Origin of the sequence: Pararhizobium polonicum, assembly GCF_001687365.1 — a bacterium.
In the GTDB taxonomy this organism is placed as follows: domain Bacteria; phylum Pseudomonadota; class Alphaproteobacteria; order Rhizobiales; family Rhizobiaceae; genus Pararhizobium; species Pararhizobium polonicum.
This window is the reverse complement of record NZ_LGLV01000015.1, coordinates 20788-35565: the sequence shown is the minus strand read 5'-3', so window position 1 is coordinate 35565 and position 14778 is coordinate 20788. Positions and strand designations below refer to the sequence as shown.

The following is a 14778-nucleotide window of genomic DNA, read 5'->3' as shown; positions in this document are numbered from 1 at the left end:
CTGGAACAGCCCCTCACCCTAACCCTCTCCCCGCAAGCAGGCAGAGGGAATGACCAGGCATGCCGCTTGTCCCTTCTCCCCGTTTCGACGGGAAGGAGGTGGCCGACAGGCCGGATGAGGGGCACACGCGCCACCAATCGGAGCCAGACATGATGGACAAATCCACCTTCGAAGAGCGCAAGACGATCACAGGCCCGATGCATTCGTCCCTGCGCCACGACAGCGCCCACAAGCATGTCTCCGGCACCGCCGACTATATCGACGACATTCCCGAACCGGCGGGAACGCTGCATGGGGCACTCGGCATGACCGATCGCGCCCATGCCGAAATCCTGTCGATGGACCTGTCCGGGGTCGAGGGCTATCCCGGCGTCGTCTGCGTGCTGACCGCGAAGGACATGCCGCATTCCAACGATATCAGCCCCAGCCATCTCGACGACGAGCCGGTGCTGGCCGATGGCCTGGTGCAGTTTCACGGCCAGCCGGCCTTCGCCGTCATCGCCGAAACCCGCAATATCGCCCGGCGTGCGGCCCGCAAGGCGAAGATCACCTATCGCGATCTGCCGCACCATACGGATATTCTCGACGCGCTGGACAATGGCGCCGAGGTCGTCACCAAGCCATTGACCTTGTCGCGCGGCGATGCCGAGGCGGAACTTGAACTATCGCCCCGTCGGCTCACCGGCCGGATGCGGATCGGTGGCCAGGAGCATTTCTACCTCGAAAGCCATATCGCCATGGCCATTCCCGGCGAAGACGACGAGATCACCGTCTGGTCTTCGACGCAGCATCCGAGCGAGGTGCAGCACATGGTTGGCCATGTGCTGGGCGTTCCCTCCAATGCGGTCACCGTGCAGGTCCGCCGCATGGGCGGCGGTTTCGGCGGCAAGGAAACGCAGGGCAACCAGTTCGCTGCACTCGCAGCCGTCGCTGCCAAGAAGCTCAACCGCGCCGTCAAATTCCGGCCCGACCGCGACGAGGATATGACGGCGACCGGCAAGCGACACGACTTTCTCGTCGATTACGAGGTCGGCTTTGACGACGACGGCCGCATCCATGCGGTCAAGGCCAACTATGCGGCGCGCTGCGGCTATTCCTCGGACCTGTCCGGCCCGGTCACCGACCGTGCGCTGTTTCATGCCGACAGCTCCTATTTCTATCCGCACGTAAAACTCACCTCGCAACCCTTGAAGACGCATACCGTCTCCAACACCGCCTATCGCGGCTTCGGCGGCCCGCAGGGCATGGTCGGCGGCGAGCGGATCATCGAGGAAATTGCCTATGCGCTCGGCAAGGATCCGCTGGAGATCCGCAAGCTGAATTTCTACGGCGAGAAAGGCTCCGGCCGCGATCTGACGCCCTATCACCAGCAGGTGGAAGACAACATCATCCACCGCATCGTTGCAGAACTGGAGAAAAGCTCCGGTTATCAGGCCCGCCGCAAGGCGATCATCGACTTCAACAGGACGAGCCGTGTCATCCGCAAGGGCATTGCCCTGACGCCGGTGAAATTCGGCATTTCCTTCACCATGACCGCCTTCAACCAGGCGGGTGCGCTGGTACATGTCTATCAGGACGGCTCGATCCACCTGAACCATGGCGGCACGGAAATGGGCCAGGGGCTCTATACCAAGGTGGCGCAGGTTCTGGCCGAGAGTTTTCAGGTCGATATCGCCCATGTGAAGATTACCGCGACGACCACCGGAAAAGTGCCGAACACCTCGGCGACCGCCGCCTCCTCCGGTTCCGACCTCAACGGCATGGCGGCCTACGATGCCGCCCGGCAGATCAAGGAACGGCTGATCGCCTTTGCCGCGGAGCGCTGGCAGACGGACGCGGAAAACATCAGCTTCGTGCCGAACCACGTGAAGATCGGCGAGGAACGGGTGCCCTTCCCCGACTTCATCAAGCAGGCCTATTTCGCCCGCGTGCAACTGTCGGCCGCCGGCTTCTACAAGACCCCGAAAATCCACTGGGACCGCAATACCGGGCGCGGCACACCGTTCTACTATTTCGCCTATGGCGCTTCCGTCTCCGAGGTGTCGATCGATACGCTGACGGGCGAATACATGGTCGATCGGGTCGATGTGCTGCACGATGTCGGCAAGTCGCTCAACCCGGCCATCGATATCGGCCAGGTGGAGGGTGCCTTCGTGCAGGGCATGGGCTGGCTGACGACGGAAGAACTCTGGTGGGACGCCAAGGGCCGGCTGCGCACCCATGCGCCATCGACCTACAAGATTCCGCTCGCCTCCGACCGGCCGAAGATCTTCAACGTCAAACTGGCGGAATGGGCCGAAAATGCCGAAATGACCATCGGCCGCTCCAAGGCGGTCGGCGAACCGCCATTCATGCTGCCGATCTCGGTGCTGGAAGCCCTGTCGATGGCCGTTGCCAGCGTCGCAGACTACCGCGAATGCCCGAGGCTCGATGCCCCTGCGACGCCGGAACGGGTGCTGATGGCGGTGGAGCGCCTGCGCGCAGCGAAAGCCTAGAGAGCAATAGAAATGAACTTTGCAATCGATAATCTCGAGGCCTTCCTTGAGCGCGAATACAAGCTGGTCATTGTCGAGATCAAACAAACCTTCGGCTCGACGCCGCGCGAAACCGGCGCCTTCATGCTGGTTTCGCCAACGGATACGCATGGAACGATCGGCGGCGGACAGATGGAGCATCTGGCGATCGACAATGCCCGGGCGCTTCTGGCCGGTGTCAGTGATCAGGTCGAAATGGATATTCCGCTCGGTCCCGACATCGGCCAATGCTGCGGCGGCCGCGTGATCCTGTCGTTCCGCATCGGCGATGATGCCGTACGGGCAGCGCTTGAGGCAACACTCAAGCAAAAGGCCGAGGCCCTGCCGGACGTCTGGCTGTTCGGGGCCGGCCATGTCGGCCGCGCGCTTGCCGATGCGCTGCTGCTTCTACCGCTGAAGACCTATGCGGTGGAAACGCGAAAGAGTGAGCTCGACCTGATGTCGGCCGGTGCCAGCCATCGGCTGGTCGCCATGCCGGAATCAATCGTCAAGGATATCGCGCCGGGCGCAGCCATCGTGATCCTCACCCATGACCATGCGCTCGATTTCTTGATTGCCAAGGAAGCGCTCGCCCGCGACGATCTCGCCTATGTCGGCATGATCGGCTCGAAAACCAAGCGCGCCACCTTTGCAAGCTGGGCGCGGCGGGAAGGTCTGGACGAGGATGCGATCGGCAAGCTGGTGCTGCCCATTGGCGGCAAAACGGTTCAAGACAAACGCCCGGCCGTCATCGCCGCCATGACATCGGCCGAAATCCTGGCGGCGATCGAGACCTATCGGGTCAGATCCGAATCCTGACGCGGGTCGCGCCCATCCATGAAACCCATGTCCCGTTTCATGTAGTCGGACATCACCTCGAGATCGAGTTTCGGATAGTTTGGCCGAAGGCTGTACAGCAGCCGCGCCAGCATCGAACGCCATCCTTCCGTGCGGCGCTCCGGCATTGGTTGATATCTTTCAATTGCTTGGCAATCCATGGCGGCACCTGTTGTTGGCCTGAATGTGATTGCAGCATGCCCGCAAACATGCTCCAATTCCAATCGAACAATCGCCTGCATGCATCAAGAGAACTTATCCATGAAGATGTCGAGAAAGATGCCGCTGAATGCCCTTCGCGTGTTCGAGGCAGCCGCGCGCCTCGGCAGCTTCACCAAGGCAGGCGATGAACTGCGCATGACGCAGACGGCCGTCAGCTATCAGATCAAGCTGCTGGAAGATCATGTCGGCGAGCCGCTCTTTTTCCGGCGCACCCGGCAGGTGAGCCTCACCGAAGCGGGCGAAAGGCTGGCGCCGAAGGTCGCCCAGGGTTTTTCGATCCTGGAGGAGGCAATCGCGGCGTTGCGCTCCGACGCCGGCCAGCTGCTGCATATCGATTCGACCGCCACCTTCGCGCAGCAATGGTTGACGCGCTATCTCGGTGGTTTCCAGCTCAAGCATCCGAACATCGCGGTGCGGCTTTCCACCTCGCCCGTGGTCAACGATTTCGCCAGCACCCAGGCCGATGTCGCGATCCGCTGGGGCACCGGCCACTGGCCCGGATTGAAAATGCACCGCATCATGCGGATGGATTTCTCGCCGATGCTCAGCCCGAAACTCGCCGCCACCGTCGGCGGTATCCACGAGCCGGCTGACCTTCTGAAACTGCCGATCATCAGCGCCGCCGATCCCTGGTGGAAGCAGTGGTTTGCGGCAGCCGGCATCGACGATCCTGGCCTGAGCCGCTTCCCCGCCAATGAACTCGGAACACAATCGTTCGATGCCGGCATGGCGCTCGCCAGCCAGGGGGTTGCCATTGTCAATCCGAAGCATTTCCAGGAAGAAGCAGAAAGCGGCCGCCTCTTCCAGCCCTTCGAACTCACCTGCCACGATGGGCGCGATTACTGGCTGGTCTATCCGGAAAGCCGGCGCAACATTCCGAAGATCCGCGATTTCCGCGACTGGCTTCTTGAGGAACTCGCGCCCTTCTACGAGTGACGCCAATCCCAGTGCGATTCGCCAGACAGCGAATTAATCATGTCCGGAGGATTCCACTCGAAATACGGGAAACACGCATAGAGGGTACTTTCTTTTTCCCCACGCTTCGCTCAAAAGTGCGCGCAATCAAGGGGATCATTCATGCCGAAAATTTTTGCCGCCTGCCTTTTCATGATGCTTGCACTTTCCTCATGCACCGGGGCAACCGTCGTCCACTTTGAAACCGACGCCTATGGAAGACTGGCGGATGTGAAGCTTGGCACGTCCTCCGGAGACCACGCCCGCGACCGCGCCATAGCCAACGAAGCGCGGCGCCAGTTCAGCACACTCGTTCCCAATCCAAAGCCTTACCGCGACTATGTTCTGACGGTCACCCCGACTGCGAAATCGAAAGAGATGGACGCCAAGGCCTACGGGGCCATGCAGAAAGAATTGAGAAACGATGCCGCTCAGCGGGAAAAATTCGTGAAGCTTTGCCGCAAGCAGCTTGGAAATCCTGCCGATCTCGCCGAGATGACGACCTACACGCACACCCCGCGTTCAAAGGCGCTTGAAGTCGGTTGCCAGCGCCTGGCCGCTGCCCTTGCGAACGGGCGCTTGTCCTATTCCACCTTCGAGAAGACCCGCCGGGGCGTGAAGACGAAAGAAATGATCGCAATTCTCGCAGGGCGCTAAAGACATCACGTTTGCCTCTTTCCCATGCCGCTGTTTTTTCGCACAGTAGCGAAGCGGGAGGCAAGAATGGGGACCTTACATGTATGAATTCGCCATCGCCTGGGAATGGCTGGCCTTTGCCGTTCGCTGGCTGCACGTCATTACCGCCATCGCCTGGATCGGCTCGTCGTTCTATTTCATCGCGCTCGATCTCGGCCTCGTCAAACGGGAGCATCTTCCTCCCGGGGTTTATGGCGAGGAATGGCAGGTGCATGGCGGCGGTTTCTATCACGTTCAGAAATATCTCGTCGCGCCCGCGACCATGCCGGAGCACCTGACCTGGTTCAAATGGGAGAGCTACGCCACCTGGCTGTCCGGCTTTGCCATGCTCTGTCTGGTCTATTACGGCGGTGCCGACCTCTTCCTGGTCGACCGGCATGTGCTGGATATCTCCTCGACCACGGCAATCCTGATCTCGCTCGCCTCGCTCGCCATCGGCTGGATCTTCTACGACCTGCTGTGCAAGTCTCCGCTCGGCAGGAACACCTGGACGCTGATGGGCATTCTCTATGTGGCGCTCGTCATCATGGCCTGGGGCTATACGCAGGTCTTCACCGGCCGCGCCGCCTTCCTGCATCTCGGCGCCTTCACCGCGACGATCATGTCGGCCAATGTCTTCTTCATCATCATGCCGAACCAGCGCGTCGTCGTCGCCGATCTCATCGCGGGCCGCACGCCGGATCCGAAATACGGCGTCATCGCCAAGCAACGCTCGCTGCACAACAACTACCTGACCCTGCCCGTCATCTTCTTCATGCTGTCGAACCATTATCCGCTGGCCTTCGCCACCGCCTATAACTGGGTGATCGCGGCACTGGTCTTCCTGATGGGCGTCACCATCCGCCACTGGTTCAACACCACGCATGCCCGCAAGGGACGACCGACATGGACCTGGCTGGTGACGCTGTTGATCTTCATCGTGATCATGTGGCTTTCGACCGTGCCGAAGGTGCTGACAGGCGAGGACACCGCCGAGGTCGCGCCGGCTTTCCGGCAATTCGCATCCAATGCGCATTTCCCGGCCGTGAAGGATACGGTCTCGACCCGCTGCTCCATGTGCCATTCGGCGGAACCCGTCTACGAAGGCATCAACCGGCCACCCAAGGGCGTAATGCTGGAAAATGATGCGGAGATCGCTGCCCATGCCCGCGAAATCTATATCCAGGCCGGCCGCAGCCATGCGATGCCACCCGGCAATATCACCGACATGACCGACGACGAGCGCAAGCTTTTGACGGCATGGTTCGAAAGTGCCGTTTCGGAAGGCAGGACAGAATGACCGCCACCCTCATTCGCGGCCGCACATTGAGTTTCAAGCGCGCACCGGCGAGCCTGGAGGACACCGACGCCTATGCCTATGAGACCGACGGCGCGCTGCTGGTCGAGAATGGGCTTATCCTCGCAAGCGGCGCCTACGAGGCCGTGAAGGCACAGGCACCCGAAGACGTCGCCGAAATCGACCACCGCCCGCACCTGATCCTGCCCGGCCTCATCGACACGCACCTGCATTTCCCGCAGATGCAGGTGATCGGCTCCTACGCCGCCAACCTGCTCGAATGGCTGAACACCTATACCTTCCCGGAGGAATGCCGTTTCGTCGAGACGGCGCATGCTGAGCGTATCGCCACGCATTTCTTCGACGAAATGATCCGCCACGGCACGACGACAGCAGTCGCCTATTGCTCCGTCCACAAGAGCTCGGCCGACGCCTTCTTCGCGGAAGCACTCCGCCGCAATATGCGCATGGTCGCCGGCAAGGTGATGATGGACCGCAACGCGCCGCAAGGGCTACTCGATACGCCGCAGATGGGCTATGACGAAACCCGCGCCGTCATCGAACAATGGCATGGCAAGGGCCGCAACCATGTCGCCATCACGCCGCGCTTTGCCATCACCTCGACGCCGGAACAGATGTCGGCGGCGCAAGTGCTGGTGCGCGAGTTCCCCGACCTGCATGTGCAGACGCATCTGTCGGAAAACCGCGACGAGATCGATTTCACCTGCTCGCTTTATCCGGACGCCGCCGACTATACCGATGTCTATGCCCGCTACGGCCTGCTTGGCCCCAAGACCCTGTTCGGCCATTGCATCCATCTGTCCGAGCGCGAAATGGATGCGATGAGCGAAACCGGATCGATCGCCGTCCACTGCCCAACCTCCAACCTCTTTCTCGGTTCCGGCCTCTTCCCGCTGAAAAAACTGGTGGGTCGCGAAAAGCCCGTCCGTGTCTCCGTCGCCACCGATATCGGCGGCGGATCGAGCTATTCGATGCTGCGCACCATGGACGAGGCCTACAAGATCCAGCAATTGCAGGGCGAACGGCTGAATCCCTTCGAGAGTTTTTACTACATGACACTGGGCAATGCCGAAGCCCTGTCGCTCGAAGACAAGATCGGCACGCTGGAGCCTGGCACCGACGCCGATTTCATCGTGCTGAACATGGCCGCGACCCCCGCCATGGCGCTGAAGGCCGAGGTGGTCACGTCGCTGGTGGACGAGCTTTTCCTGCTGCAAACGATGGGCGATGACCGGGCGATTACCGAGACCTATGTGGCCGGCGTGTCGGCGAAAGCGGGGTTGGCCGGTTAAGCCATCTGCTCAACCATCGCCCTGATCTTCACGGCTTTCTCGAAGTGATCCAGCTTGTGTGTCCGTATCCACCATTCGGCGGCTTCCATCAGCAATTCGGGGTCATCATTCCTGTTGGCAAAGAACGCGTAGAAGGAGAGCCCCGCACCGGGGCCTTTTTCTGCAATCTTTCGATCGCAGACTTCCATGATTTTCCGTCTCAAGCTGGCTCTCACCTAAAACTTCCAATGCGCGAATTCAAACTTCCATGAGCGGAAGACGATCAAACTAATGGACTCCAAAAGTACAGATCCAAGCTTCTCCCACACCTTTCCGCTCGGCTTCGCCACCGAGAGGCAGATCCGCGACCTGTTGCAGTGTCTCGTCAACGTCAATCAAAACTCCGACACTCACGTGGTAAGGCTCCTGTGGATCACTATGGTCCACGTTCCCACATAAAAACTGCCAGTCTCCGTCAGAGTGAACGACCAACAAGGCTGGCCGTTCACGCAGAAAGAGATGCCCGCAACAATAGACGCCCATGCGCCGGTCTTTGAATTCTGGTCTGGCCATAGCGCATCTTTTTATCGGCGATTGCAGAAAACCCACTGGAGTAGATATCAGCATTTGGGTTCGTCATAGTGCTATAGACAGCATATCGAGAAGAACCCTTATTCTCGCCAAGCCACCACAGTCTGCGGCTTCACGTTCACCTCGCCGAGAATGACCTTGCCCACTGCCGGGCTCGACCAGACTTCCGTTCCGTAGTTGAACGCAAACGTCACCCCGCCGCGCCTGCGCAGCCGGATATGATCCGGAAGCACCACCGTCTCAAGGCCGGCTTTCGCGGCCAGATAGGTCAGCGTCTGCTGAAGCAGGCTCTGATCCGGCCAGCAGGCGAGATAGTGGTGCCCACCCTTGCCCGTCAGCGCCGGATCGCCATTGCCGAAGCGCGCCAGCACTTCGCCGTCCGTCTCGACATATTCCCGCCAGCGGATGGCAGCACCGGAGACGGTACCGGCAACGGCGTCCTCGATACCGGGACGCAGCGATGAAACCTGCGTAAGGCGCGCACCGGTGAGTGCGGCAAGTGGACCCGGCGGCAGATTGTCCGGGATGGCAAACTGGCGGGTGCGCGAGCCTGAGCGCGGGCCGTAGAGCAAGATGCCCTGAGCGGCGCTGAAAGCCTGAAGAGCTGCGTCCGATACCATCATCAGCGACGGAACCAGCACCAGCTTGTAGCCGTCAAGCGAAGCGCCCGGGGGAACGAAATCGACGTTCAGGCCGAGTTTACGCACCGCTTCGTACCAGCGGAAGGCCAGATCGTGATACTGGAAGTCCCTGCCCTGCGGCTGGATGACGGTGGCCCAATGGGTCTCGTAATCATAGACGATAGCGACCGGCGCCTGTTCGGTTGCCGGCAGTTCGCCGGTCTCGATGATCTCGCGTCCGACGATTTCCGCCTCGCGGCCACCAACAGACAATTCATCCGATCCCGGCAGGTTCAGCCCCGCGTGCATCTGTTCCTGCGCAAACGGCGCCTGACGCCAGCGGAAATAGCTGACGACTTCGGCCCCATGCGCCAAGGCTTCCCAGGTCCAGAGCCGTACCATGCCGGGCTTCGGCACCGGGTTCCACGGCGCCCAGTTCACCGGGCCCGGCTGCTGCTCCATGATCCAGAAACGGCCGCGGCCGACGCCGCGATAGAGATCGTGATGGAACGGCGCGATATCGGGATGCGAGGTCTCCGCCCAGCGGTTCTTCTCTTCCTGGCTGAACGGAAATTTTTCCACAAAGCCAATGGGATAGCTGTCCCAGGAGGCGATATCGAGGTTTTCGCCGACCTTCCAATGGTCGAAATCGTTGACGAAGCCCATGAAATTATGGGTGATCCAGCGGCCGGGCGAATGCTTGCGGATGATGTCGCACTGCATCTTGTCATAGGCCGCCACCTGCTCCGACTGGAACCGCCAGAAATCGAGCCGTGCCGCCGGGTTGGTCTCGGTGACCGTCAGGTGCGGCAGAACCACATCCTCGAAACTGTTCACCTCCATCGACCAGAAGACATTGCCCCAGGCATCATTGAGCTGTTCGGTCGACTGGTAGCGCAGCCGCAGCCAGCGGCGGAACGCCTTCAGGTCTTCCGGCCCCCAGGACTGCGTCGTGTCGTGGCAGCCATATTCGTTGTCGGTCTGCCAGCCGTCGAGTGCCGGATGTTCGCCGTAGCGCTTGGCGATGATCTCGACGATGCGCGCGCTTTCGCGCCACCAGACTTCCGAGGAAAACGTATAGTGCCGGCGCGAGCCGAAACCGCGGGCGCGGCCCTGCTGATCGACCGGCGCGATCTCCGGATATTCGTCCATCAGCCATTTCGGCGGTGTTGCCGTCGGCGTCCCAAGCACGACCTTCAGCCCGGCGGCACCGAGCGTGTCCATCGCCCGGTCGAGCCAGCCGAAATCGAACGCGCCGCGCTTCGGCTCCAGCCGCGACCAGGCGAATTCACCAATGCGCACGAAGGAAATTCCAAGCTCGCGCATGCGGCGGGCGTCCTTTGCCCACCACGCCTCTGGCCAATGTTCCGGATAATAGCAAACGCCCAACATTACTTCGTCAAATCCCCGTTGATGATGGCGACGCCCGAGGCGTCGAAGAGGTGGCAGGCCTTGGGCGGAATGCCGATGCGGAAATCCGCGCCCGGCTTCGCCGTGGCCAGCCCATCGGCCTTGACGGCGATGTCGCTGCCGTCGGCAAGGCTGACATAGAACATGGTCTCGGAACCGAGATATTCGGCAAGCCTCAGCTTTGCCGGCAGGATGGCCCCGTCCCTGGCGTCCGCATCGATATGCTCGGGGCGAATGCCGAGCGTGACCGGCTGGCCCTCGCTAACATGCGCATCTCCAGCTGGAAGCAGAAGATCGACGCCTCCCGGCAGCGTCACCCGGATCTGGTCACCGGCGGGCACGGCCGTCGCACGCAAAAAATTCATCTTCGGAGAGCCAATGAAGCCGGCAACAAAGAGGTTCTTCGGCCGGTGGTAGAGTTCCAGCGGCGAGCCGATCTGCTCGATCGAACCGGCGGAGAGCACAACGATCTTGTCGGCCATCGTCATGGCTTCCACCTGATCGTGGGTGACGTAGATCATCGTCGCCTTCAGATCCTGATGCAGCGTGCTGATCTCGGTGCGCATCTGCACGCGCAGCGCCGCATCGAGATTGGACAGAGGCTCGTCGAACAGGAAGACCTCCGGATTGCGCACGATGGCGCGGCCGATGGCGACGCGCTGGCGCTGGCCGCCGGAGAGTTGGGATGGCTTGCGGGTCAGCAGCGGCTCCAGTTGCAGCATGGTGGCCGCGCGCTTGGTGCGCTTCTCGATTTCCGCCTTGTCATGGCCGGTCATGCGCAGGCCGAAGCCGATATTGTCGGCAACGGTCATGTGCGGATAGAGCGCATAGGACTGGAAGACCATGGCGACGCCGCGCTCGGACGGGCCGACATGGGTCATGTCGTTGCCGCCGATCTTCAGATCACCGGAGGAGATGTCCTCAAGGCCCGCGATCATCCGCAGAAGGGTGGACTTGCCGCAGCCGGACGGGCCGACGAAGACGCAGAACTCGCCATCGGCGATGGTCAGGTCCACGCCCTTGATGACGCTGACGGCGCCGAACTGTTTCTTGACATTGTGGAGTGTGACATCAGCCATTGGCCCTGCCTCCCGAAGACTGTTGAAATGTGGAAAAGCAGGCGGCGATCATCCCTTGGTCGCCCCCAGCGTCAGGCCGGCGATGAAATGCTTCTGCATCAGGAAGAACATCAGAACCGGTGGCATGGCAGCAACGATCGATCCGGCCGAGACCAGATGCCAGGCGGCAATCCATTGCCCATTCAGCGAATAGAGCCCGGCGGTCACCGGCATCGCATGCTGCCCCTGCACCAGCACCGTCGCCCAGAAATAATCGTTCCAGATGAAGGTGAAGACCAGTACCGAGAGCGCCGCGATAGCCGGCCGCATCAGCGGCAGGACGATATAGCGGAAGATCCGCCACTCGCTGACGCCTTCGACACGGGCGGATTCGATCAGTGCGAACGGCAGCGACTTGATGAAGTTGCGCATGAACAGCGTGCAGAAACCGGTCTGGAAGGCGATGTGGAACAGCACCAGACCCGAGATACTGTCGTAGAGCCCCGCCTTCAGCGTCATGTCGCGCACCGGCACCATCAGGATCTGGAACGGAATGAAATTGCCCGCCACGAACAGGAAGAAGACAATGAGATTGGCGCGGAACTTGTAGACCGCCAGCGCAAAGCCCGAGAGGCAGGCAAGCCCCACCGCGCCGATCACCGTGGGGATCGTCACCTTGAAGGAATTGAGGATGTACCAGCCGATCGGCGAATCCCGGAACACGGCGGTATAGTTCTCGATACCGGCAAAGCGCGAGGGCATGCCGAAATAGTTGCCGGCGGCAAGATCACCGGACGGGCGGATCGAGGTGATGGCGACGCCGATCAGCGGCAGCAGCCAGACGATCAGCGCAATCGGCAGGATGACCGTATAGGCGTGGCGCACCCAGGGGGCGGCCTTCTGGACAGGGGTTGGAAACATCAGGCGTTCCTTTCCTGCATCAGCATGCGCACGATGAACAGCGTGATGAAGACCATCATGATCATGAAGAGGACAACCGCGATCGCCGCGCCGTAACCCATGCGATAGCCATATTCCGACAGCGCCTGCTCGTACATGTAGAAGGACAGCACGCGGCTCGAGCCGTAAGGCCCGCCGTCGGTCATGATCGACACCAGGTCGAAGGAACGCAGCGCGCCGATGACCGTGACGACGATGGCGATGAAGGTGGCAGGCCCGAGCTGCGGCAACACGATGTTCCACAAGAGCGACCAGCCCTTGGCACCATCCATGCGGGCGGCTTCCACCTGTTCGGGATTGATATTGTTGAGGCCGGTCAGATAGAGGATCATGCAATAGGCGATCTGCGGCCAGAGACCGGCGGCGATGATGCCGAGCGTGACGTAGCGTTCGTCCGCAAGGATGGCGATATCCTGCCCACTGACCGCCTTGATCAGCGCCGAGAGCAGGCCGAAATCCGGCGCATAGAACCAGGTAAAAATCAGACCGACGACAACCTGGCTGATGACGAAGGGAAAGAAGAACAGCGATTTGTAGAGCCGGATGCCGGTGACCGTCTGGTTGAGGAATAGCGCCACGGCAAGCCCCGCAGGCACCGCAAGCAGATACAGCACCAGCCAGAGGATATTGTTCTGCAGCGACGTGTAGAATGCCTCGTCATCCAACAACTCGACATAATTGGCCACGCCGATCCAGGTTTTGGCGCCCAGACCATCCCAGTCATAAAAACTGATCCAGATGGATTCGAAGATCGGGATGATCACGTAGATCGTAAACATGATCATGCCCGGTGCCAGAAACAGCCAGGGTGCCAGGCGCTGCTGGTTGCGTTTCCAATAACCGGACGTCGCGGGAACGGTGCTGCTCATCGCGGCCCCTTTTGTTGAAGAAGTTTGAAATCGATTGACTGCAGGCCGGGCAACTGCCCCTCACCCTAACCCTCTCCCCGCAAGCGGGGAGAGGGGATATCAGAGGTTGACGCGCTTACCGCGGCCAGAAGAGACGACCGCAATTACCGCTTGTCCCTTCTCCCCGTTTACGGGGAGAAGGTGCCCGACAGGGCGGATGAGGGGCAAACACCAAAGATGACTACTTATAAATCCGCCCGCGTGCCTTTTCGAGGCGCTCAAGGATCGTGTCGACAGCGTCAGGCTTGACCATGAACTGCTGGAAACCTTCCATGCCGGCCTTGGCCATTTCCGCCGGTGCGTCGCGGTCGTAGAACTGCGCGAGCGCATAGGCATTCGCCAGCATCTCGAAGCCCGCCTTCAGGAACGGATCGTTCGATTTGGCCGACTGGTTGTTGACCGGAAGCTGGCCCAGAACATCGTTCATCTTGGTCTGCGCTTCAGGCGTAGCCAGATAAGCGAGGAACTTGCGGGCATCTTCCTTGTTCTTCGCGCCCGACGGCATATGGAAGGATTCGGTCGGCGCGTCCTCGGCCATCGGAATGCCGGCGGTGATTTCCGGAAACTGCAGGAAGCCGATCTGGTCCTCCTTCAAGCCACCGTCCACCATCGCGGCAACCGCGAAGTTGCCCATCAGATACATCGGTGCCTTGCCCTGCACGAACTGCGGAATGGCATCCTGCCAGTCGATGGCAGCATGGTTTTGCAGGAAATAGCCAGGCTTCACCAGCTCGGCCCATTTTTCGAACACGGCCTTCACCTTCGGATCCGTATAAGGAACCTTGCCGGCGGTCAGGTCCATGTGGAACTCGTAACCGTTGACACGCAGGTCGAGATAGTCGAACCAGCCGCCGGTCGGCCACAGGGCCTTGGTGCCGATCGCAAACGGTGTCATGCCGGCCGCCTTGATCTTTTCGCAGGCGGCGATCAGTTCGGCCCAGTTCTTCGGCGGGGTGATCCCTTCCTTTTCGAAGATATCCTTCCGGTAATAGATGCCCCACTGATAGTAGGAATAGGGAATGCCCCATTTCTTGCCGTCGATTTCCATCGATTTGACGGCCGATTTCAGCTGGTCATCCAGCTTGTTTTCGGTCCAGAGGTCCGTCACGTCCTCGAACAGGCCGGCCTTGACGAAGGGGGCCATGCGGTTTCCGGAATACCAGGAAACGATATCGGGCGCGTCTGCGGTCAGGAAGTTGCGGATGGCCGACTTGTAGCCTTCGTGGTCGAAATTGTTCCACTTGACGGTGACGTCCGGATGAGCGGCCTTGAAGCCTTCGAGCAGCGTTTCCATCGCCTTTTTCGGCGCCGGATCGGACTGGTCGGAATTGATGACCAGTTCGCCGGCAAAGGCTGTCGAGACCGTCAGCGCATAGCCGAGCGCGAGCGCGGCTTTAAAAGAAATCATGATATCCTCCCAAGGATCAGCGTGTGATGCCGT

The 14778-nt window shown here is 60.6% G+C and carries 13 protein-coding genes; 6 read left to right on the top strand and 7 right to left on the bottom strand.

Annotation, left to right across the window (positions count from 1 at the left end):
• The first annotated feature begins 152 nt into the window (after positions 1–152).
• A complete protein-coding gene (xdhB, locus tag ADU59_RS22210) occupies positions 153–2495 on the top strand; it encodes a xanthine dehydrogenase molybdopterin binding subunit (RefSeq protein WP_068956948.1) in 2343 nt (780 codons plus the stop codon).
• Between the two features lie 24 nt (positions 2496–2519).
• The gene (xdhC, locus tag ADU59_RS22205) at positions 2520–3332 is read left to right on the top strand and encodes a xanthine dehydrogenase accessory protein XdhC (RefSeq protein WP_425332048.1); all 813 of its coding nucleotides are present in this window, start codon (positions 2520–2522) and stop codon (positions 3330–3332) included.
• On the opposite strand, the gene ADU59_RS30380 is transcribed toward xdhC, so the two are convergent.
• Positions 3308–3592, bottom strand: coding sequence for a hypothetical protein (locus ADU59_RS30380; protein WP_139093208.1), 285 nt, complete (start codon positions 3590–3592; stop codon positions 3308–3310). The genes xdhC and ADU59_RS30380 overlap by 25 nt on opposite strands.
• On the opposite strand from ADU59_RS30380, the gene ADU59_RS22195 reads away from it, so the two are divergent.
• From ADU59_RS22195 to guaD, 4 genes are all read left to right on the top strand, one after another.
• Positions 3591–4508 (top strand): LysR substrate-binding domain-containing protein, encoded by a 918-nt coding sequence (locus ADU59_RS22195; RefSeq protein WP_068956637.1) that lies wholly within the window; start codon positions 3591–3593, stop codon positions 4506–4508. The genes ADU59_RS30380 and ADU59_RS22195 overlap by 2 nt on opposite strands.
• A 141-nt stretch (positions 4509–4649) precedes the next feature.
• Complete coding sequence (locus tag ADU59_RS22190; RefSeq protein WP_068956635.1) at positions 4650–5183, top strand: energy transducer TonB; 534 nt, start codon at positions 4650–4652, stop codon at positions 5181–5183.
• A gap of 79 nt (positions 5184–5262) precedes the next feature.
• Positions 5263–6501, top strand: coding sequence for a urate hydroxylase PuuD (gene puuD / locus ADU59_RS22185; protein ID WP_068956633.1), 1239 nt, complete (start codon positions 5263–5265; stop codon positions 6499–6501).
• Positions 6498–7811, top strand: a complete 1314-nt coding sequence (gene guaD / locus ADU59_RS22180) for a guanine deaminase (protein WP_068956631.1) — start codon at positions 6498–6500, stop codon at positions 7809–7811. Before puuD ends, guaD begins: the two co-directional genes overlap by 4 nt.
• On the opposite strand, the gene ADU59_RS22175 is transcribed toward guaD, so the two are convergent.
• The 6 genes from ADU59_RS22175 to ADU59_RS22150 all read right to left on the bottom strand — a co-directional run bounded on the left by ADU59_RS22175 (position 7808) and on the right by ADU59_RS22150 (position 14745).
• The gene (locus ADU59_RS22175; RefSeq protein ID WP_068956629.1) at positions 7808–8026 is read right to left on the bottom strand and encodes a DUF6500 family protein; all 219 of its coding nucleotides are present in this window, start codon (positions 8024–8026) and stop codon (positions 7808–7810) included. The two genes, guaD and ADU59_RS22175, sit on opposite strands and share 4 nt — an antisense overlap.
• A 435-nt stretch (positions 8027–8461) precedes the next feature.
• Complete coding sequence (locus ADU59_RS22170) at positions 8462–10393, bottom strand: beta-galactosidase (protein WP_068956627.1); 1932 nt, start codon at positions 10391–10393, stop codon at positions 8462–8464.
• Positions 10393–11490 carry an ABC transporter ATP-binding protein gene (locus tag ADU59_RS22165; protein ID WP_068956626.1) on the bottom strand — a complete coding sequence of 366 codons (1098 nt, stop codon included), beginning with the start codon at positions 11488–11490 and terminating at the stop codon, positions 10393–10395. Before ADU59_RS22165 ends, ADU59_RS22170 begins: the two co-directional genes overlap by 1 nt.
• Positions 11491–11538: 48 nt before the next feature.
• On the bottom strand, positions 11539–12390 hold the full coding sequence (locus ADU59_RS22160; protein WP_068956624.1) for a carbohydrate ABC transporter permease: 852 nt from the start codon (positions 12388–12390) through the stop codon (positions 11539–11541).
• Positions 12390–13298 (bottom strand): carbohydrate ABC transporter permease, encoded by a 909-nt coding sequence (locus ADU59_RS22155; protein ID WP_068956622.1) that lies wholly within the window; start codon positions 13296–13298, stop codon positions 12390–12392. The genes ADU59_RS22160 and ADU59_RS22155 overlap by 1 nt, the downstream gene beginning before the upstream one ends.
• 220 nt (positions 13299–13518) lie before the next feature.
• Positions 13519–14745: an ABC transporter substrate-binding protein gene (locus ADU59_RS22150; protein WP_068956620.1), complete on the bottom strand. Its 1227-nt coding sequence runs from the start codon at positions 14743–14745 to the stop codon at positions 13519–13521.
• Positions 14746–14778: the final 33 nt, after the last annotated feature.